10 protein-coding genes and 2 pseudogenes are annotated in these 20,181 nt (G+C 56.4%); 10 read left to right on the top strand and 2 right to left on the bottom strand.

Going from position 1 to position 20,181, the window contains the following annotated elements:
- Window positions 1-516: 516 nt before the first annotated feature.
- From RBB16_RS18305 to RBB16_RS18290, 4 genes are read left to right on the top strand one after another with little or no spacing between them, the layout of a single operon-like run.
- Window positions 517-1,068 carry a hypothetical protein gene (locus tag RBB16_RS18305; protein WP_306047512.1) on the top strand — a complete coding sequence of 184 codons (552 nt, stop codon included), beginning with the start codon at window positions 517-519 and terminating at the stop codon, window positions 1,066-1,068.
- On the top strand, window positions 1,065-1,388 hold the full coding sequence (locus tag RBB16_RS18300) for a hypothetical protein (RefSeq protein ID WP_306047511.1): 324 nt from the start codon (window positions 1,065-1,067) through the stop codon (window positions 1,386-1,388). The genes RBB16_RS18305 and RBB16_RS18300 overlap by 4 nt, the downstream gene beginning before the upstream one ends.
- A 3-nt stretch (window positions 1,389-1,391) precedes the next feature.
- The gene (locus RBB16_RS18295; protein ID WP_306047510.1) at window positions 1,392-2,492 is read left to right on the top strand and encodes a site-specific integrase; all 1,101 of its coding nucleotides are present in this window, start codon (window positions 1,392-1,394) and stop codon (window positions 2,490-2,492) included.
- Window positions 2,489-3,097, top strand: a complete 609-nt coding sequence (locus RBB16_RS18290; RefSeq protein WP_306047509.1) for a hypothetical protein — start codon at window positions 2,489-2,491, stop codon at window positions 3,095-3,097. The genes RBB16_RS18295 and RBB16_RS18290 overlap by 4 nt, the downstream gene beginning before the upstream one ends.
- A 354-nt stretch (window positions 3,098-3,451) precedes the next feature.
- Here the strand turns inward: RBB16_RS18290 and tnpA are convergent, their stop codons facing one another.
- Window positions 3,452-3,745: an IS200/IS605 family transposase gene (gene tnpA, locus RBB16_RS20720; RefSeq protein ID WP_371931267.1), complete on the bottom strand. Its 294-nt coding sequence runs from the start codon at window positions 3,743-3,745 to the stop codon at window positions 3,452-3,454.
- An 813-nt stretch (window positions 3,746-4,558) separates the two neighbouring features.
- On the opposite strand from tnpA, the gene RBB16_RS18280 reads away from it, so the two are divergent.
- The 6 genes and pseudogenes from RBB16_RS18280 (at window position 4,559) to RBB16_RS18255 (ending at window position 14,810) form a co-directional block, all read left to right on the top strand.
- The gene (locus RBB16_RS18280; protein ID WP_306047507.1) at window positions 4,559-5,110 is read left to right on the top strand and encodes a hypothetical protein; all 552 of its coding nucleotides are present in this window, start codon (window positions 4,559-4,561) and stop codon (window positions 5,108-5,110) included.
- A gap of 2 nt (window positions 5,111-5,112) precedes the next feature.
- A complete protein-coding gene (locus RBB16_RS18275) occupies window positions 5,113-6,030 on the top strand; it encodes a hypothetical protein (protein ID WP_306047506.1) in 918 nt (305 codons plus the stop codon).
- Between the two features lie 189 nt (window positions 6,031-6,219).
- Window positions 6,220-7,666, top strand: a pseudogene (istA, locus tag RBB16_RS18270) (IS21 family transposase).
- Window positions 7,663-8,428, top strand: a pseudogene (gene istB, locus RBB16_RS18265) (IS21-like element helper ATPase IstB). Before istA ends, istB begins: the two co-directional pseudogenes overlap by 4 nt.
- A gap of 251 nt (window positions 8,429-8,679) precedes the next feature.
- Window positions 8,680-11,532, top strand: coding sequence for a hypothetical protein (locus tag RBB16_RS18260; RefSeq protein ID WP_306047505.1), 2,853 nt, complete (start codon window positions 8,680-8,682; stop codon window positions 11,530-11,532).
- 32 nt (window positions 11,533-11,564) lie between these two features.
- Complete coding sequence (locus RBB16_RS18255) at window positions 11,565-14,810, top strand: hypothetical protein (RefSeq protein ID WP_306047504.1); 3,246 nt, start codon at window positions 11,565-11,567, stop codon at window positions 14,808-14,810.
- A 571-nt stretch (window positions 14,811-15,381) separates the two neighbouring features.
- Here RBB16_RS18255 and RBB16_RS18250 read toward each other — a convergent pair.
- Complete coding sequence (locus RBB16_RS18250; protein WP_306047503.1) at window positions 15,382-19,290, bottom strand: calcium-binding protein; 3,909 nt, start codon at window positions 19,288-19,290, stop codon at window positions 15,382-15,384.
- Window positions 19,291-20,181: the final 891 nt, after the last annotated feature.

Here is a 20,181-nt window from a genome sequence, read left to right as displayed (position 1 = left end):
CGCTGCCCAAGGGTCTTCCTATCGGCAATCGCCCTCGCAGCGACCGTCATCTATTGGCTATGAGTCCTGAGCCTAGGACCCTCGCCGCCTGTTGCGTACGGTATTTGAGTGAGCGTAGCTGCTTCATGATCTCTGTCGGCGGGACCCGTTGATCCAGCGTCTTGGACAAGACGAGGTATCGCAGCCGAACCTCATGAAGCTGTTCAGCAAGGCGTGCTTGATCGTGCGGGCCCATCGATCCATCAGACAAGCTCCGTAGTGTTGCATAGAAGGCTTTATTGACGCGACGGGCCTCATTGCCCCAGCCCTCAAGACGCACCCGTTCACGTTCGACACACAAGTTGAAGTCTCGCGGCACGTTTCTCGCGAGATGCTTCTTCTGAAAGGTTGGATCGTCAGACGACACGCAGCGCTCCCGGCAATTCAAATCGAGAAACAAGACATTTGATGAACGTCCAAGGATAACGTCAGCACCGGCATATTGCGAGCACCGCAATCAAAGATGGAGCCCGCCAGTTGCCGCAGAAAGAGCCCCGACAGCACCAAGATGCCAACCGCCTCAGGGAGTTGCTGCTTCGTGATCCAGTGCTTCAAGCTTACGAGCGCCTGCTCCCGTCCGCGTTCATTCTTTCTGCGGAGCGGCAGCCGGATCGTCGGGTTCAGTCCCCACTGACTGCTTGGGAACGTGTCGGCGACCAGATGGTTATTCTGGTTGACTCTGACAGCGTCAGGTTTGCCGTCTGCGTTTTCCGTGTTCTCGGGACATATTCCTCTGCGTTTCCTCTGCCTGTTGACACCCTCACTGTTCAAATCATCGCCTTCGCCTTTATCGTTCAAGTCAATGATGAACAGCACGCTATTCACGTGATCTCACACGGGGGCACGGGCGCACTTGAGTACCAGCATGTGTTTGTCCGTCATGCCAATCACATTCTCCACAGTTCGGACATCGATGTGCCCGATCTGCTTGAGCGGTTTCCAGGGCATGCCGAGAACATTCTCGACCAAATTGCCTGCCTCGCAAGCGTCCTTCTCTTCGAAGACCCGAAGAACGAGGTGTGTGTATGAGCAAAGAACTTCAATACGTCGAAGCAACCGTCCTGACCCAGGCCGTAGCGAACATCGCGGCGGCGGCAGAAGTTCTGGACCGCGTCGGCAAGTCGGCCCAGCAATCTGCGAAGCCTGCCGCTCTGCGTCGCGGCATGTCGCGCACCGAGGCTGCGCAGTACCTCGGCGTCGGTACCACCAGCTTTGACAACATGGTCAAGGACGGGACGATGCCCAAACCGGTCCGTCTTGGCGGTCGCGTTGTTTGGGATATCCAGGCGCTTGATGCCGCGTTTGATCGGCTCGTTGCCCCGTCCACCAACAACCCGTGGGACGCCTAATCCATGGCAGTGACCCTCAAATACGTCACCCGGGATCGGGACAGGCATGGCAACATCCGCCTGTATTACCGCAAGGATGGTCGGAAAATCAGGCTGCGTGGACCAGAGGGTTCGCCTGAGTTCCTCGAAGACTACCGATTGGCATGCCTCGGCCATCTGGAGCCGAAGGCGTCCACTAAATCGACGAATACACGACCCATCGAAACGCTTCGCGATCTGGTTGAGCAGTACTATCGCTCTGCCGCCTACCTTGGCCTTGATCTGCGAACCCGGCGTGTTCGGCGTCAAATCCTAGACAGGTTTTGCGAGACCAACCGTGATGGCGACAAGCCGTACCGACTGCTTGAACCGAAACATCTGCTTGCCCGCAGAGACGCCATGTTCGACCGCCCTGAAGCGGCCAATGGTATGCTGAAGGCTCTGCGGCAAGTTTTTGAATGTGCCATCTCCTACGGCCTGCATGATCGCAATCCCGCGAAGCTGGTGCCCTACCTGCACAATCACTCCCAGGGACATCTCCCTTGGGAAGACGAGCAGATCGTGGCGTACGAACGAACGCACCCGCTCGGCACGATGGCACGCCTCGCGATGTCGCTGGCGCTCTTCACCGGTCAGCGAAAGGGTGACCTGATCCGCCTTGGCCCGAAGCACATCCGGGTCCGAAACGGCGTAGAGGGGCTCCATTTCACCCAGCAGAAGAATCGTAAGCGGAACCCCGTGGACCTCTGGGTGCCGATCCTTCCCGAGCTTCGGGCGATCCTCGACCTTTCCCCGACCGGGCCCGACACGTTCATCCAGACCGAGTTTGGCCGACCGTTCTCCGAGGGCGGCTTCGGCAACCGGTTCAGGAAATGGTGCAACGAAGCCGGGCTCGTCGGTTTCAGCGTCCACGGGCTGCGCAAAACCGCGTCTGCTGTACTCGCTGAGAACGGCTGCACCGAGCAGGAGATCATGGCCATCACCGGACACAGCACGTCGAAGGAAGTGATCCGGTACACGCGCAGTGCTCAGCAGCACCTTCGGGCGATCAACGCGATGCGTAAACACTCGCGTGCTTCCGTGACCAACCCGATTTCAAAGATTGAACAGGAGGACAACGAATGAGGCTTTATCACTACACCGCAATCTCTAAACTCGACAGCATCCTAGCCGTGGGTCTCACCCGAGGAGAGGTGGTCATCAACTTTGATCACGTTCTCAACGGTGTAAACTTGACCACCGACCCCAGCAGCAGTGGTCATGGCCTCGGTAGCGGAAGCTTCTTCACACCTCAGATTGCGACCCGCCTAGGACTCCACCTGAGGCAGAATGATATAGTGCCGTTTTTCCCCAACAAACGCAAAGTACGCATTTCCGTCGATATAGAACGTTCATCTGTGACACGTTGGCTGAGGTGGTCCTTGAAGAACGTTGATGCCGTGACCCGTGAGCAACTCATCCGATCTGGTGGTGGAATGCCAAAAGCACGTTCCTGGTACTTCAGCTTTGATCCGATCTACCCCGACAAATTCGAGGCCGTAGAAATTAACCAAGGCGGGACATGGATTGACCATAGGGAGTACGCTGGCACGATGGGGGAAGAACCACCCGATCATGCACTGGTTACCGGCTATCGTCACTGGGGAGATCAACTCCGCATCGGCCGAACCCAATCGTTTCTCAACCAGCTTGACAAAGCATTGGCGGACGCCGTCGCGAATACTGCGTAGGGACGAACACTTGGGATAGCCGAACGTCTCAAGACGAGTGTGCTAGAACCGAAGGACGCATCGCAACTTGTTCACATCGCGGAAAGGCCCGGGCATCTCCTGGGCCTTTCGCTGTTCCAAACCTAGGAAACGATCAACCAAAGTGTCCCACTTTTCCTCGATCCCCCAGAAAGTGGGACAGAACACCCGGATAAGTCGTTGTTATTCTTATACTTTTTTTGAAAAGTGGTGCCCGGGGGCTGATTTGTGAAACGCGATCCCGCAGCTATAACCTATCTCATAGCACCTTGTTTTTCAATAAATTCATCGTTTCCACGACCGAGCAGGCACAGAGAAATGGCCGACTTTTGTCCATTAATCGTTGGGGACAAAAGAAACTGAAGGCCTACCGGCTGACGCCGGTAGGGCAGCGATGTGATTTTCCAAGTGCTGAAGTACGATGTCTTCGGTGATGGCACCGTTGGTGGTCGAAAAGTACCCGCGGCCCCAAAGTCTGCAACCCCAGCCGCGCTTGCGGATATGTGGGAACTCGCGTTGTACTCGGTAGGACGAACGGCCCTTCATCTTGCGCACCAGATCGGAGATGACCAGCCTCGGCTGCACCGAGACGAACATCTGCACGTGGTCGCTCGACAACACCCCGCGCAAGATATCGACTCCGTTTTCGCGGAAGACCGAGCTGCATAAGTCGCGAACCCTGAGACGCAGATTGACGAATGGCAGAGAGATGAGAACGAAGGCAATGGACGAGACTTGGCCTGGAATCTCTGGCCACTGCTTGCTTCTCGGGGGCTTATTGCCTTGATCAAACGTGCATGTTCGGGCGGTCAAGGTGACCGCAACCTGAATTTTGAGACGATGAAGACGGTGAGACAACGAATCGCGGAAGAGGATAGTGACGACTGTTTGGCAGGGAACGGAGCAAAAAAGTTCCTTTCTGACGCAGTATGATGGTTAGTGACGGATTTTGACGCGTAAAATTTGTGGTTTTCCGTTGAAATCAGGTCATACTCGCGTGTAAACGCTAGCTTCATAAAAAATTAGGTGAGGCTATGGCAAACAGGCGGACCAAGACGATGGCAACTTTTAGGCGCTGTGCTGAACTGCGAATGAAGGCTGGCCTGAGTCTAGACGAGCTTATGACGATGGTTGGCACCAGGCCAGCGAGATCGTCATATGAGCGCTTGGAGCGGGGCTTCGCAATTCGTGCGAACAACGCTTTTAAGATCGCACATACGATAAACGATGAATTCCGGAGACGGGGCTTGGAGCAATTCGATGTTGACAAAGAGATCAAGTATGCCTGAGCGATCGAACCTTGGGGGAGCGATCTTGAATAAGTTGACGCCAGATGCACTTCAACTACCATTAATTGTAATTGCTACTGATTGATTTCAAATGTTTGGATTGTACAAAGACCCGTTCCGCGATGGCCGAAAAGAGATTTTCGAGCCACCCACGATGGCACAAACCTACAAAGGGATCCTGCGCGAGCATTCGTTGGGCCGGATAAATCGTGTTATTGAAAATTGCACTTTTGAAGATTCCTCTTCAGTGTACGAGAGGATTTTCCTCGATTGCACAGACCGTGTGACCATCGTGGCGCGAGGTGTTAAGCGGCAAATATTGGATCGCGAAGGCGTTTTGAACGCAGTTACGGAATTTTTCCGTCGCCCCAATGCTGCCTGCGACATTCACTTACCCGCCCAAACGGCTGAGGAAGTGGAGAACCTGTATTCAACCGAGTTTATGCGGCTTGCTGCGGATTGCAGCAGCGGGACGGATCGACTTTCAGTGAAACTCTACAATGTCCCGAAGGCGGATTTCATCCCAGAGTTGCCGAGCGTGACGTTTGGCGATAATAGGATGTATAGAAAAAGGGTCTTGCAGAAAGATGATCAGTACTCGGTGAACGCTAACGCTGATGTTAATTTCAACGACCCCAAGACCGTAGAGAAATGGCGCGCTCGCGTTTTTGCCGAGTTGGACCAGACGGAGAAGTTTGCGGGGTAAGGATGGCGGCTGTATTCGAGTCAAAAGACATCATTTTGGCTTTCTTTGGATTGTTTCTTTCAATCGTGTTTTCACAAGGACTATTCCCTAGGATAGTGGCTTTTGCTCACGAGTTTTCCTATAGCGTTATACCATTCGGCTTTAACTTTTCGTTGGGTGCCAACGAAAAGATGACAAAGGACAAAGCCGCCAAACTGAATGGGTTTCAAGCTGAACGAGCAAGGAAACTCTCAACGCTCCAGAAGTCAATTCTTTGCAATGCTTCTGTTGCCATGACTATCTTGGTTGTCGCCATAACCGCTCTCTCCTTCAAGCTTGTTGGAATTCCTATTCGCAACGTTGATATTGCTTGGGGTCTTTTGCTGACCTTGAGCTTCGTTTATTTTTCGTACGGCATCTGGTCAATTGCAAAAGACCGAGAATACTGGAGTGCCATGCCCGCGATGAGCAGTAGTAAATTTAACATTCTGCTGTCAGTAGAAGCGGTTCTTCTTGTGATTTATTCGACGCTGCGGGCTCGCGAAATCTATACTATTTGGCTGTTCTTACTTTTGGGTTTGCTCGTCATCTTCTTCGCCCTTAGGCTACACCGTATTCCTCATATCAATACAACGCACCGGCCTGCCGTAGACTTTCAGGAGAGAGAAGATTTCTACCTGAAAGATATCGGTCGAGAAACGGTAATTGTAGCTCTAATTTTCATTTGTGCAGCAATGCTAAACCACTTCTGCTTCGATTTAATTGCAAACTCGGCGGTAGGGAATTATGTTGAAATTCATCCCGTCAGATCCTTCACATCCCTTATCTGCGTGCCATTCGTAGTATTCGCAGTCCGCTTTTTCCGAGTTGTTGGGAGGCAGGCTATTTGGCGCTTCGTGTTTTATGTCGGTCGTGCTGAGCTCCCAGATGTTACCGGATGACTAACTAAGGCCCGTTTAAACACTAAGTGAGAACGGCGGTGCAAAATTAGACCACGGTAGCGCCGCCATATTGGTGGTGCGGGCGGCGTAAAAGTCGTCCACTTTTGTCCTTCTTGCGGCTGCAGGGAGGGCGAGGAGATATACACCGTGGAACTTTACAGGAAGGTCAGGCTGGCGCGCAGCGAGGGGATGAGCCAGCGAGAACTGGCGCGGCATTTCAACATATCGCGCGATAGCGTTCGCAAGATGTTGGCGTTCTCGTCGCCGCCGGGGTACCGGCGCACGAAGGCGATCAAGCGGCCGAAGCTTGATGGGTTTACCGAGATCATCGACGGCTGGCTTGACGGGGACAAGACTGTGCCTCGCAAGCAGCGTCACACGGCGAAGCGTATCCATGAGCGGCTCAAGGCGGAGCACGATTTCACTGGCGGCTATACGATCATCAAGGATTACGTTCGGCAACGCGAGCGGCGCACCCGTGAGATGTTCGTACCGCTGGCGCACCCGCCGGGCCATGCGCAGGCCGATTTTGGTGAAGCAGTGGTTGTGATCGGGGCTGCCGAACAAAAAGGCCCACTTCTTCGTTCTGGATTTGCCGAACAGCGATGCCTACTTCGTGCGGGCCTACCCGACGGCGACGGTGGAGGCCTGGATGGGCGGGCACGTGCATGCCTTTGCCTTCTTTGGCGGGGTGCCGCAGTCGGTGCTTTATGACAATGACCGCTGCCTGGTCTCGAAGATCCAGCCGGATGGCAGACGGGTGCGCGCCACGCTCTTCAGCGGGTTGCTGTCGCACTACCTGTTCCGCGACCGCTACGGCCGACCGGGCAAAGGCAACGACAAAGGGAATGTCGAGGGGATGGTGGGCTACGCCCGTCGCAACCACATGGTGCCGATCCCCCACGTCCCGGACTGGGAGAGCTTCAACACGCACCTTGAAGAGCAGTGTCGCGCCCGTCAGAACGATATACTGCGTGGGCACACGGAGACGATCGGCGCACGCCTGCAGCCGGATCTGGCCGAGATGCGCCCCCTGCCAGCCGCCCCCTTTGAGACCTGTGCACAGGCGAACGGCCGGGTGAGTTCCCAATCGCTGGTCCGCTACGATAGCAATGATTACTCGGTCCCCGTGGCCTATGGCCATCAGGATGTCTGGGTGCGGGCCTATGTCGACCGAGGGGTGATTGGCTGCCGTGGGGATGTGATCGCGCGCCACCCGCGGTGCTATGCGCGCGAGGACATGGTGTTCGACCCGATCCACTACCTCCCGCTGATCGAACGCAAGATCAATGCCTTGGATCAGGCCGCACCGCTCGCGGAATGGATCTTGCCCGAAGAGTTCGATACGCTGCGCCGCCTGATGGAGGCGCGTATGCTGAAGATCGGCCGTCGCGAGTATGTCCAGGTTCTGCGCTTGCTGGAAGACTTCGGCATGGAGGAGCTGCACGCCGCTGTAAAGCAGGCCCTGAAGATGGGCGCGGTCGGTTTTGATGCTGTGAAGCATCTGGTCCTGTGCCAGGTCGAGAAGCGGCCACCAAGGCTTGATCTCGACGTGTACCCCTACCTGCCACGGGCGCGGGTCGAGAAGACCTCAGCGGCCAGCTACATGTCCCTGATGCCGGAGACTGCGGAATGACCCATGCCCCCGAGATCCTGCTGGAGCACCACCTCAAAAGGCTGAAGCTCCCGACGTTCCTGCGCGAGTATCAGAAGATCGCGCGCCAATGCGCCGCCGAGGGCTTGGACCATGTCCAGTTCCTGACCCGCTTGGTAGAATTGGAACTGATCGATCGCGAGCGACGGATGGTCGAGCGCCGTATCAAGGCGGCCAAGTTCCCGGCCACCAAAAGTCTCGACAGCTTCGACTTCAAGGCGATCCCCAAGCTCAACAAGATGCAGGTGCTGGAGCTGGCGCGCTGTGACTGGATCGAACGACGCGAGAACGTGATCGCCCTTGGCCCAAGCGGCACCGGCAAAACCCACGTCGCCCTCGGCCTTGGGCTCGCTGCCTGTCAAAAAAGGGATGACCGTCAGCTCCACCACCGCAGCAGCCCTGGTCAACGAACTGCTGGAGGCGCGCGACGAGCGGCGCCTGCTGCGGGTCCAACAACAGATGGCGAACGCCAAGCTGCTAATCATCGACGAATTGGGCTTCGTCCCGCTCTCCAAAACCGGCGCAGAGCTGCTCTTCGAATTGATCTCGCAGCGCTATGAGCGCGGGGCCACGCTGATCACGAGCAACCTGCCATTTGATGAATGGACGGAAACCTTCGGCACCGAGCGCCTGACCGGCGCGCTCCTCGATCGGTTGCCCCACCACGTCAACATCCTCGAGATGAACGGCGAGAGCTATCGCCTGGCACAAAGCCAAGCGCGAAAAGCCATCAAAACCTCCTGAACAAAAACACATGTCTTGGCCCTCTCGGGCTAAGGCGGCCAGTCAACCGCCAGCTATTTGGGGAGCGCGGCTGACTGGCCGCCGCCGCCACGTGCGCACGTTACGCCAAACACCAAAGTGGCCTACTTTTGCGCCGCCCTTTGGTCGGGTTTTACTCCGCCGTTGACAGGTAGTGAATACTTGACTTTCGGAGTTCTGAAATTCGATTAACCTGATCAGAACATCGATGTTCTTTTTGAACAGGCCAAAAAATGCGTTTCATGCAAGTCAGCCCGGTCCAACTTCCTTCCGAAAAATCGGCAAAACTTTACCGTTTTGATCCGTCTCTACTTGTGTGGCCGAAGCTATCGAAGGTTCTTGAACCGTATTCGGACCACGCGGCGAAAGCGGAGACACTGGAAAACTTGCGAGAAGCGATAAAGGGAGGAATTGCTTCCCCAGCACTTGAAGGCAAGAATTTGACCAAGACTCTTCCGCTTCTCGCCGAGGCAGCTGATGCATGGCAGTCTGGTGGAGCTGCGGCACTCGCGCCCTACATCAAGTCAGCGCTGGATGACTGGCCCAATTTCTCTGGCCAGTTCGAGCAGCTTTTTGAGCTTTTTGCACACGACTCGATCATGGGAAACAACCCAGTCCGCCGGAACTTGGTAGGCATTTATCTGCGACTGATTGCGGCTGCTCACAACCTCAACAAGGGTCTGTTGGATCCCGCGCCCGAAGGTAGACCATTTCCGCCCCGGGAACACGCCGCCCACGAACACGGGATCGAAGCGTTCATGATAGCAGCAGCCCCAGATCTAGGTTTTGAGCTTCCAGCCAGGGCCGATCCACGCGGCGGTTCTCCTTATCCGGGCGCGCAACCGTCTTCGGGTGTTGGCACAGACGTTGTGTCTGCTGGGGCGATACGCGATCTGGGCGCAGCAGCAGCAGCGGTGCGATCGTCCAAGCTGCGTACCGACCAAGCAATTGACAAAGAGGCGTTGGCCGCCTTGAGCGAAAAGGAACGCACGATCATCGCCACCATGCCTGCAATGCAAACTGGTAAGGCCACAGCTGGTCAGGTTCTGAGCGACTTGGCCCATTCGATAACCGCCGCCGCACGCGCAGTCACTGAAGAACGCTCCAGCGATTCAATGGTTGCGATTGATGGGTTGCTGATCTCTTTACGTGATTTGAAAGGCGGGAGCGACATCTGCCGACCAATGGAAGACATTTGCTTGTGCGACCTGCTGTTCGAACTGGACGAAAAGCACAAAAACCAATCGGCGGTCAGGGTTTTGGGCGTCGGTGATGTATATCGGTTAGACGTGCAACATGATCGCTATGAATCCGGCGGGCTCGTCCACACCGAACCGGTTTTGGGCAAATCTAAGAAATCCGTGTCATTCGTACAGACCAAGGAACAAGAAACCACGTTCCTTAGTGAAGAAGAGACCGAAGAAACCCGCTCAACCGAATCCACTTCTGAAGAACGCTTCAAGCTGGAAACCGAAAGCGACAAGATCGCCAAAAAGGACAAGTCCACCGAGTTCGGGGTCGAAGCCTCGGTCAAATACGGGCCGGTGGAAATCGGTGCGTCCTACGGGCAGAGTAGCGCGTCCTCGCAGACGGAGCGAGTTAAGTCCGCACGGGAAAATGCCCGCGCGATCACGTCGCGCGCAGCCAGCGAAATCCGCAAACGCACCAAGACCTCGACAAAAACACGCACCTTGGTGCGCACTGAGCGGGACTCGGGCTTTACGATCGACAATGAGGGCGGCCCATCCTTCACGGGCTATTATCGCGCGATTGATCAGGTCATGACAAATCAGCTGAAGCTGATCGGTCGGCGCGTCCTGTTGCGCGGGATGTTCGAGCGGCCCATGGCTTTCCTGAAGCACTGCCTTGCCAGCGGCAGTGTTCCGGGCCGGCGCATAGATAAGCCGATTCCGCCCGATCAAGTGGTCACGGCCATCCTTGCAGATGCGGCAGGCACCAAGCAGCCTCTAAGGGTCCCTAGCGATATCACGCCCGAGAATGTCGAGGCTTTGGCAGCTCTTTTCAATGTCACAGGTCTACCCCAGGTGCCCTCTCGCAAGACAGTCTCGATCACCCAACACGGCGAGGCAGAGGGGACCGGAAACTGGCCCCGAGCTAGCGGGTTGATCGACATCCCAGCAGGTTATGCCGCTGTGGAGGGTCAGATCCTCACCATGATTTCCTCCGGCAAGTCTGAAACAGGTACCACTGCCTATATCGACATTTCGTTGGGGGCGCAGGGCACCCTTCATTTTGAATCCGGCGGACAACAAAACCAACCGCTCAATGGCGAAACAGGCCAACTGCCGTGGGCCTATCGCGGCTTTTCGCGTAATGATTTCACCTTCAGCATCACGATTCTGTGCGATCCGACCGATACAGCGGTAAACGCTTGGCGCGCTGAGGTATTCGATGCCATCTGGCAAAGCTATCACAGCCGTCAGGCCGCCTATGAAGCAGAACTGCGCGCTACAACCTCTGCTTCGGTGGTCGCGATATCGGCTCGCAATCCCCGTCAGAACGCGGTCATGATCCGGGAGGAACTGTCAAAACTTTTCTTGGGGGCACTCTACCCGGCAGGATATTATCGGGGCCTCTCATCCTCGCTGCGCTTCGGAGCGGACTGTACGGACGAGGGTGCGGCCTCCGCGCCGGTTCCGGTACATGATTTCCTGCAAGGGAATGAGGACGGCCGCACGTACAGCTTCCTGATGCGCGCCTTCGAGTTCGAATCGATGACATGGCGCTTCCACCCTTATTTTGTGGGCCAGCGCGCGTCGTGGTGCACGACACTTGCGCAGACGAACCCCGATCCGATGTTCGAGGCTGCGTTGCGTGCAGGTGCAGTCGAGGTGGACGTGCCGGTCCGGCCCGGGTTCGAACAGGCGGTCCTTTATTTCTTGCAGCATCATGAACCATGGGAAGGGGGCGATGTGCCGCCGCTATCCTCGCCGCTTTCGCGGGGGATCGCCGTAGAATTGGCCCAGATCGCGAATGGCAATGAGATCGACGTCGGCGCTCCGTGGGAAGAGATATTACCAACGTCCTTGGTACAGGTGGACGACAACCCACCACACGCCTTGTGATGCACGCGCCGCTCTGCGGGCCACGCTGACCGATGCTTGCCAAGAACCATCACGCCGTCTTTGACCGGTCGCTATCGCAGCTGACGCGCTGGTTGCGCGACACCGGCGCTGATCCCGGCACGACCTATCCGTTCCTTGTTTATATGGGGAACTGGATGGCTGATTTTTCGCAGCTTTACTCACCCGAGCTGGCCGAAAAGATGGTCGGTATGCTGACCACCCGAGGCGCGATCAGCGATCCCTGCAACGAGGCCAAGGACTCCCTGCACGAAAATGCCGTGAAGGCGGAGCTGTCCATGCTGAACGCGCTGGCCCGCGCCGTGACCCTGGGGGCCGAGGCCCCGGCGACCGAGGCGGACTACGAAAAACTCGAACAGGATGTCAGCAGACTGCTTTCCGAACTGCGCAAATCGAGGAGCGAACAGGAAGGCGCGCTGACCAAACTGCAACGCAAAGATGCCCGCAAGCTGCTGCGCGCGCTGAAGTCCGAGATCAAGGCCCTGACCAAACGTGCCCGCAAAGATCAGACTTGGACGGGCGAGTTCAAGAACGCGTGGCACGGAAGGGCGAAAACGACGCTGCGCCCGCTGGTTTCCGCCCTCGTGGACGAGGCCGAAGGCGCAGCAACTTTGCTCTTGGATGGTACCGCGAGCTTTGGTGACGCGGTGCAGGGCTATCTTGAGAAACACCCAATTGAAGAGAAAAGCCTGGGAGTCATTCCCTCCATCCAATACCTGATCTGTGCTGCATGGTCGCTGCACAAGGGCTGCGATCTGGGGGACCTGCACAAAGGCGGGCATAAGGGCGACGACGATGGAGGGAAGACGTCCGAATACCCCAAGGAATTCGTCAGTGTCGATGTGATGCTAAGGGTCTTCGCAGACCATTTCGGCACCTACCTACCTTTCGAGCATTTGGACCGTCCCCCCGACCCAAATTACGAGCACAAGCCGAAACGGCACATGACGCCAGCGCAAAAGCACATCGCGCAGCAATTGCAAAAGAACTATCCCCATCAGCACGGCTATCGCGACACCCTGCGCAAGATCGAGGAAGAGCAGCGGGTCGCCTACGATCCCGACGAGGACGAGAAGCCGACGGACATTCCCATTGTGGATATAGGGACCTCCACCGGGGCCTATTCGGCTGGGCCAAAGCCCAGGAAAATGGGCATCGACAAACACCTGCGCGACGATATCGGCATCGCTCTTCGCCGGCTTTACGAAATGCGGGCGGGCCATCACGACATGAAAATCAACGATCGTCTGGTCGAAATAGGGAAGGCGCTGCATGCGGTGCAGGATTACTTTGCCCATACCAACGCGATTGACCGGATGATCTACCTATCTCAGCTGGATCAAACGAAAGAATTCTGGTCTGCGATACCGCAGCTGACAAAGATTTACCGTTCCCTTCTGAGCCAGTCTGCTGGCCTTGAGTTGGAAAGAGACGCAGAAAACAGCTACTTCACCAAACTGGGTCGCAAAGCACCCGCAGCCGAGCCGTACGATCTTGAAAAACTGCTGCACTCTCAGCTCGACCCGTTGATTTACCCTGCCTATTTCGACCCGATCCACGGCGTGATCCACTCGCTAACCATGCTATTGCAGGACAAGATTGTCGCCTGGCTGGACCTGGATGAAAACCTGAACCACCAGAACCGGCTGGACCGCACCATCGACGTGCTCGAAGACACTTTGGAGAATTTTCTGGGCTTCGATCCCTTAGACCCGCCCAATATCGAAGAACGCGCTGACGACGTCCGAGAACGCGCAGAAAAGATTGTCGAGACGTTTGATAACATGCTGCTGTCGGACGAGGGCCTGCTGGGTTACCTGAAGAATCGGACTGACACGCTGGACGGCACGCGCATCATCACGGTGGACACGCTCGACAAACTCTGGCGCGCGGCCAATGGCAAGGACCCAGAAACCAAGTCCGATGACGACACCCGACGCGTGCTGTCGATTACGGCGCGGGCGATTGATCTGGTGCTGATCCTGCCCTTCTTGCTGAGAGGCTACGCCAAGGCCACAGGGATCGAAGACGATATCGAATACATCAAAAAGGTCCTCGCCGCCGTCGAGTCCTTCATCAAATTTCTGATCAAATTCCTTAAGGCCATCAAAGCGGCGAAGGGCGTGCTGACCCTTATTTTTGATATCCTTGTGTCGATCGGCAAGGCCGCCTTGAAGGCGGAGGTCAAAAAGCGGGTCGAGGAAGGCATCGCGGACCTTTTCAAGTTCATTAACACCCACCTGCACGAACCCCATGGCAGCCACTCGCTGATCGCCAAGGATGAATCCGTGGGGCAGAAACAGCGCTACTACTTTGCCGAGGATATGGCCGTCCTCATGGACGGTCTGTGCTATGATCTCGCCTTCGGGCCGATCGCCTTTGAAGAGGACCCGGACGAGCAACAAACGCAAGGTACCAAAGATCAAAAGGAACAGAACCCCTATCCGCCCGAATTGATCGGTTTTGCCGCCTTTATGGATACATTGACCGACAATGCCGTGGTGGTCCCGGGCGATCCGGTCAAGACGCCGGGGTCCATGAATATCGGCAAGATTCTTAAGACGGCTGGTTGGCAAAAGCGGCTCAACTACGTCCAGTACGCGGCCGCAAGCAGTCAAGAGCTGCACCACATCATCACCACCAGCCTTGTGGATGTCTGGTCCCATTGGGAAAATCTGCCCCTCGAACGCCAGCGCGAGATTGCGCAAGAAGTAGTCTTCATTAACGAAAAGCGGTTGGCCAGCCCCGAGGACTCGTTCCAGTTTGAAACCAATAAACACATCGACTTCACCGATGGCCAGTTCCACTTTGCGGTCGAGCCTCACCCCCTTTACCCTGAGGATTTCTGGTGCTTGCAGCAGGGAGGGCCGATCCTGCGCAGCTACATGGCGTTGATCGACAACACGCGCAATGAAGACGCCAACCAAATGGCCCCGCACCCGGATCATGCCCCGCTTGGAGGACCTACCATTAAACCGTGGTATTCCGTCGCTGGTGAAGAATACGGCCTCTACCTGTCAGATCTGGCCAAGGAGCAGCAGCGGCCCTATCCGAAAACCTCCGTGGAGCTGGCCAAGACGCTTGTGCGGCTCTCTCCCAAAATGGAGGGCACGCACTTCAACGAACTCTACAGGCTTGAGCGCCCATTCAAAGAAATTCACCGCCAGAAAAAAGGTGAGATGCGCGAAACTTGGAACAAATCTTGCCCCCGAATGGGCCCTGTATTGGATCGCTATCGGTTTGGGTGGGACGGGACGTAGTCGTATCCTGCGCAAGGCTACGTATCTTTCACCACCGGTACACCGCATAATAAGAAGCAATGTGTTCGATACACAGAATCCAGCATCTTTGGTAAATTCGGTGATTTCGCCAAGCGACGTACGAATTGCCGCTTCCGTTGCCGGTCGTTTCGGATCCCGAAAGCGGAATTGATCCGTATCCGTTTTCCCAGGGTGATCCCGGTTCGAAATAGGCCGTCTTGGCGCCGACCGCGGCGGTCCAGCGCCGCATCTTCTGTGCGATGAACTCTGCCCGTAGCACGTCGGGAAGAAACTCTGCCGAGATGTTACAGCCACGCGCGCAGCCCTCAGATAGCGCAGCGGGTGGCCATAACCAGGTCTCAGGTCGCAACAGTGGTTTGGCGGAACCACACCACTGAGGAGTCCGGCTATGATAGCCACCGTTACAACCTCTTCGACCTTGTTGGTCGCCATCGCACTCGCAAAGCACAAACATAGCTGCCCGTGCACACGATGGGCTGAGCGCTGCTATGGTTAATCGACCGAGGCAAAGGAGGCCGCACGGGTTGGGTGGCCTCCCAGGTTGTTCCACTTAGACGAATATGAACTCGCCCGCGTCGATGTTGGATGCGTCTGCGAGGTCCATTCTGTGCAGGCGCAATTCTTCGCCGTTATAGCTGATATCGACATGGGCCTGTGTGCCGTTGGACAGGGGGGAGATTGTGATCTTGAGGTCCGCGAAGCCGGTTGCGCCCCAGGCGGAGATGTCGATCTGGTCGATACCTTCCTCGAATCCGGTGATCTGGTCGCGCGCACCATCGCCTGCCATGAACACAAAGGTGTCTGCGCCTACACCACCGTTCATGCTCTCGGCACCGGTGCTGTCATGGATGATGTCATCACCGCCCCAACCCTCGCCAGTGACCCCTGCCGCCAGGTAGATCACGTCGTCATGGTTGGTGCCCTGCAGCTTCTCGATATCGGTAAAGGTATCGCCCGCCGCCACGCCGGTGCTGTTGGCCGCATTGATCATGTCGATGACCAGACCCTGACCGATTTGACGGTAGTTCACGGTGTCCTTGTCGGCACCGCCATCGTAGTGATCCGCGCCGTCGCCCGCATAGAACGTATCACGACCGCCCTCGCCATAGACGGTGTCATCGCCCGCGCCATCGCGAATATTGTCATTGCCGTCACCTGCATAGATGGTCTGGCCAAACTGCGAGAGCGCCGTGCCATTGGCATCGACATAGCTACTGTCGATGGTCTCTCCCGCATCGGTTCCGTAAAGGTCCGGCACCGATGCCGGGGCGGTTGCCAGGATAAAATCCGACGCGTAGATATTGGCCGCATCCGCCGCATCGTAGTTGAAGATGCGCAGGCTTTCGCCCCCGAAGGACAGCTCGACATGGACGAGGTCCGGATTTGACGTTGCCACGATCGCCACCGTCACTTGCGAGAAATCCGTAACGCCCCAAGCCGAGATGTCGATCAGATCCTCACCGCGCGTGAAGTCGTTGATCCAGTCCATCTGACCGTCGCCCGCGCCCATGACGAAGACATCGCTGCCATTGCCGCCATTAAGCGCCTCCCGCGCGCCACCGTCATGAAGGGTGTCATTGCCGTCGCCGCCATAGCCGTAGACACCATCTGCCAAATGAATGACATCGTCGAAATCGCTACCCCGAAGGCTGCCGATATTGGCGAATGTGTCGCCCGCAGCAATCCCGGTGCTGTTGGTGGGATCAGTCATGTCGATGGTCAGCCCGGAGGTTACGGTCGTGTACCAGACCTGGTCATTGCCCGCACCGCCATCATAGCTGTCCGCACCCGCCCCGGCGTAGAACCAGTCATTGCCATCACCGCCCAGAACAATGTCATCCCCCGCGCCATCGTAAATCCGGTCGTTGCCGCCAAAACCTGCGAGAAGTTGACCAGAGCTATCAATTGCATCGCCATTGCTGTCAGCATAGCTTCCATCAATCACGTCACCGCCTGAAGAGCCACTGACCAGAACACCGGGGGTTACCGCAACACTGGTGACGACAGAGCCATCTGCAAATTCGAACTCTTCAATGTCGTAGTTGCCGTTGCCCGCGAAATGGTTTGTGATCGTGATCGTTTCGCCGGTATCAGTTGTGATCACCAGATCATTCCCCGCGCCATGCGAGAAGATGAGCTGGTCGGCGTTCAGGTCTGAGAAGACCAGCCGGTCGTTGATGCTAGATACGGTCCCATTGTCGAAAATGGTGTAGGAGCCATCTCCGCTTGTGTGGACATAGGTCTCGGCATACATTGAGCCAACAACCAAACCGCTAGAGACCATATCGGCAACTGTCCTGTTGCGGATCGCATCTGCGCCCAATATGGTTCCGTCTGCGAACTCGATCAGCTCCATGTCGAAGTCGCCACCCCATTTGAAATGGTGGCGAATGGTCACGACCTCTCCGTTGGGCAAGGTGATCAGCAGATCATCCCCGGCACCGCGCGAGAAGCTGACATCGCCCGGGTTCACATCCGTGAACACAAGGCGGTCATTGACTGACGAGAGGCCGAATTCATCTTCAATGGTGTAGGAGCCATCACCCTGCGCGTGGTAATAGGTCTCCATCTTTGTGGACCCCAGAACATATCCCGAGGCCTTTTGATCTGCCACGGATTTATCGCGGATGCCCTGAGCATCCAGCACTGTTCCATCCGCGAAAACGACCTCTGCGATGTTGTATGTCTGGGCGTTTGTGAAATGATCGGTGATCGTGATGGTCGCTCCATCTGGCATTGTAATCAGCAGATCATCATTGGCCAAACGCTGGAAGCTGACCTCAGAGACATCCAGATCTCCGAAGACCAGCCGGTCATGAGGTGGTGTTGCACCGTTATTGGCGAAATCCGTGATGACGTCAGACCCGTCTCCCGACATGTAGAAGAAGGTATCGGCATGCTCGGATCCGGTGATCGTATCGTCGCCTTCAGCACCATAGAAGAAGCCCGATGTGCTGTTGTCGAGAGTGTCGGCTCCTTCGCCGCCAGCTATGTATTCCTCGCCAGAATAGGCCTGGACAACGGCGCTCAGATTGGCAGCAGCGTCAGTGCCGAGCGATGCCGCAAGGGCCGCGATCTCGGCCTGATAGACTGTAAGATCGGGTTCCAGATCGATCTGGATCGGGTGCAGCACGGCCGCCGCATCATCCAACCCCAGAGTTCCGGCTTCGACAGCCGCTGCAAGGTCAGCGAAGAGCGTGTCGATCTCTCCCTCAAGGCTGCGGCTCGAGGGGGAATAGACGGTCAGCAGTTCGGTCATTGAGGACAGGAAATGGGATTCCAGCAGGGTCTCGTATTCCGTTGCAGATGTGGCATTCAGCAGGGCGGAGGAGGATGCAGACTGCGCCAGGAACCGTCCGGCCAGACGCTGGATGAGCTGCTCATACTGCTCTTCCAACGGGGGGGCTGCCAGGTGCAGCGGATCGGACTGGACGGTAGATCCCTGTCCCTGGTACTGGTCATATCCGGTGCCATAGGCCCGCTCCAGAAACTCAAGATGCCGGGCGTCGATATACTGCCCGCGGCTGGTCGGATCGACACCGTCCACACCCGCCCAGGCCAGCGCGAAATCTTCAAACGCCTGCAGGAACCCGGTAATGTTCCCGGCCTCGATCATGGTCACCAGATCGATAGCATCCTGCCTTAAAATTGCATCAGAGGACAGGGTGACCCAGGTCGAGGCGATCTGACCATAGCCAAACAGCACCGGAAGCCTGAATGCATCCTCGTGATACTGAAACCCATCGGGCAACAGCGCCACGGATGACCGGGTGTCGTTCTCGAAATAGACATCATCAATCGTAGTGGTTGAACCGTCCGTGAACGTCACGGTGCTGCGCTCTCGCACCTCGTGATCGGCATTCGTCTCGGAAATCGTGGAATAGCCAAGATCGATGGAGGTGATGCCCGCATCCGACAGGCTCATCATCTCACCCGCGTCGCTGAACCCGTCTCCGTCAAGATCCTGCCAGACGATCAGATCCGAGAAGACGGCATCATTGGCATCAATCGCCCCGTCGCCATTGCTGTCATGCTGCGCCAGCGCAAGGAACCCGTTGGCCTGACCGGTTTGATCGCCTAACAGCTCGGAATTGTCGTCGATGATGCCGTCCCCGTCGACATCCAAAGCCAAAAGCGCGTCGTCGGGCGAGACCCAGCCGGTCAGCTCCGCAAACCCATCAAGGTTCAGATCGAAATAGGCCGTGCTGTCCGCCAGCGAAACCAACTCAACCCCGTCGCCGTCAAGGTCAATGACGAGGGGGGAGATGATGTAGGATGCGAATGCATCGTAGAGATTGGACAGTCCTTCGGCTGTCGCGTCATAGATCCCCGAGCCAAGATCAAAGGCCATTTCACCAATTGTGTGAGTATTGTAATACTCAACCGCAGCGTTGATGAGGTCTTCGTCATTGGCCAATTCCCACAGACCTATGGCGGCTTCGTAAGTGCCGTAGGCCACCATACTTGCCGCAATACCAGCGGCTAACGGAACACCAATGACAGGAATCGCAGATACGGCAGCAATACCCGCGATAGCAGCAGCACCGTATGCAACGCCTATGAGAGCAGTTCCACCGAACTCGGAGAGGAACTCAGAAAAATCGCCAGTCTCGAACGACTCTCGCAGAGTGTCTCTGTTAGTTTCGTTGCCAATGAACTCTCCGAATTCACCAAGAACGGCTCCAACCCCACCTACTATGCCGACCGCGCGCATAAAATCGGGATGTTCATTGGCAAAATCTCGCAAATTATCAACCATCTGGTTGGCGAATTCTGCCGCTCTATCAAGGTCCAAATAGCCGCTTTCATCCGACCCAAAATTCTGAAACCTCTGTCTCAGAGAGGTTTCATCATCAGGCACCGAAGGGCCGGTGTAGTTCAGATCTGGATTGGTGATAATGGTGCCGGTTTCAGAGTCAAAACCAGTGATCCCATAGGCGGTACGAAATTGATCACCGGAGCTGTAGATTCGCCCGTCTCCGTTTAGCGAACCATACGATCCGTTTTCTGATTGGCCTAGCAACCCAGCCATGCCATCGTCACTGGCCAAGACCGTTGATCGGTTGTGGTTTCTTTCGACCCAATCTTGTAGTGAAAGTTGGGGACCATTGGGATCGTCCGGATTGGTCAAATCAATGCTACTGGCGTTTGGGTCAGGATTGTTGAGGAAGGTTGGAGTGTCCGTGCGCGTGAGATCCAGCGATCCACGAAAATGACTATGAGCCGCGCGAAACTGATCGGCTCTCTCTGCGTCGGTTAGAGTGGGGTCGTCCCTAGGTTATGTTGACAAATGGCGAAGCCAGAGGCGGATCGATGTGATGTCGATGAAGCCCAGGAAGCTCTCTGCGGT

This window comes from Nioella sp. MMSF_3534, assembly GCF_030732985.1.
In the GTDB taxonomy this organism is placed as follows: domain Bacteria; phylum Pseudomonadota; class Alphaproteobacteria; order Rhodobacterales; family Rhodobacteraceae; genus Nioella.
This window is presented reverse-complemented; position numbering and strand designations above follow the sequence as displayed.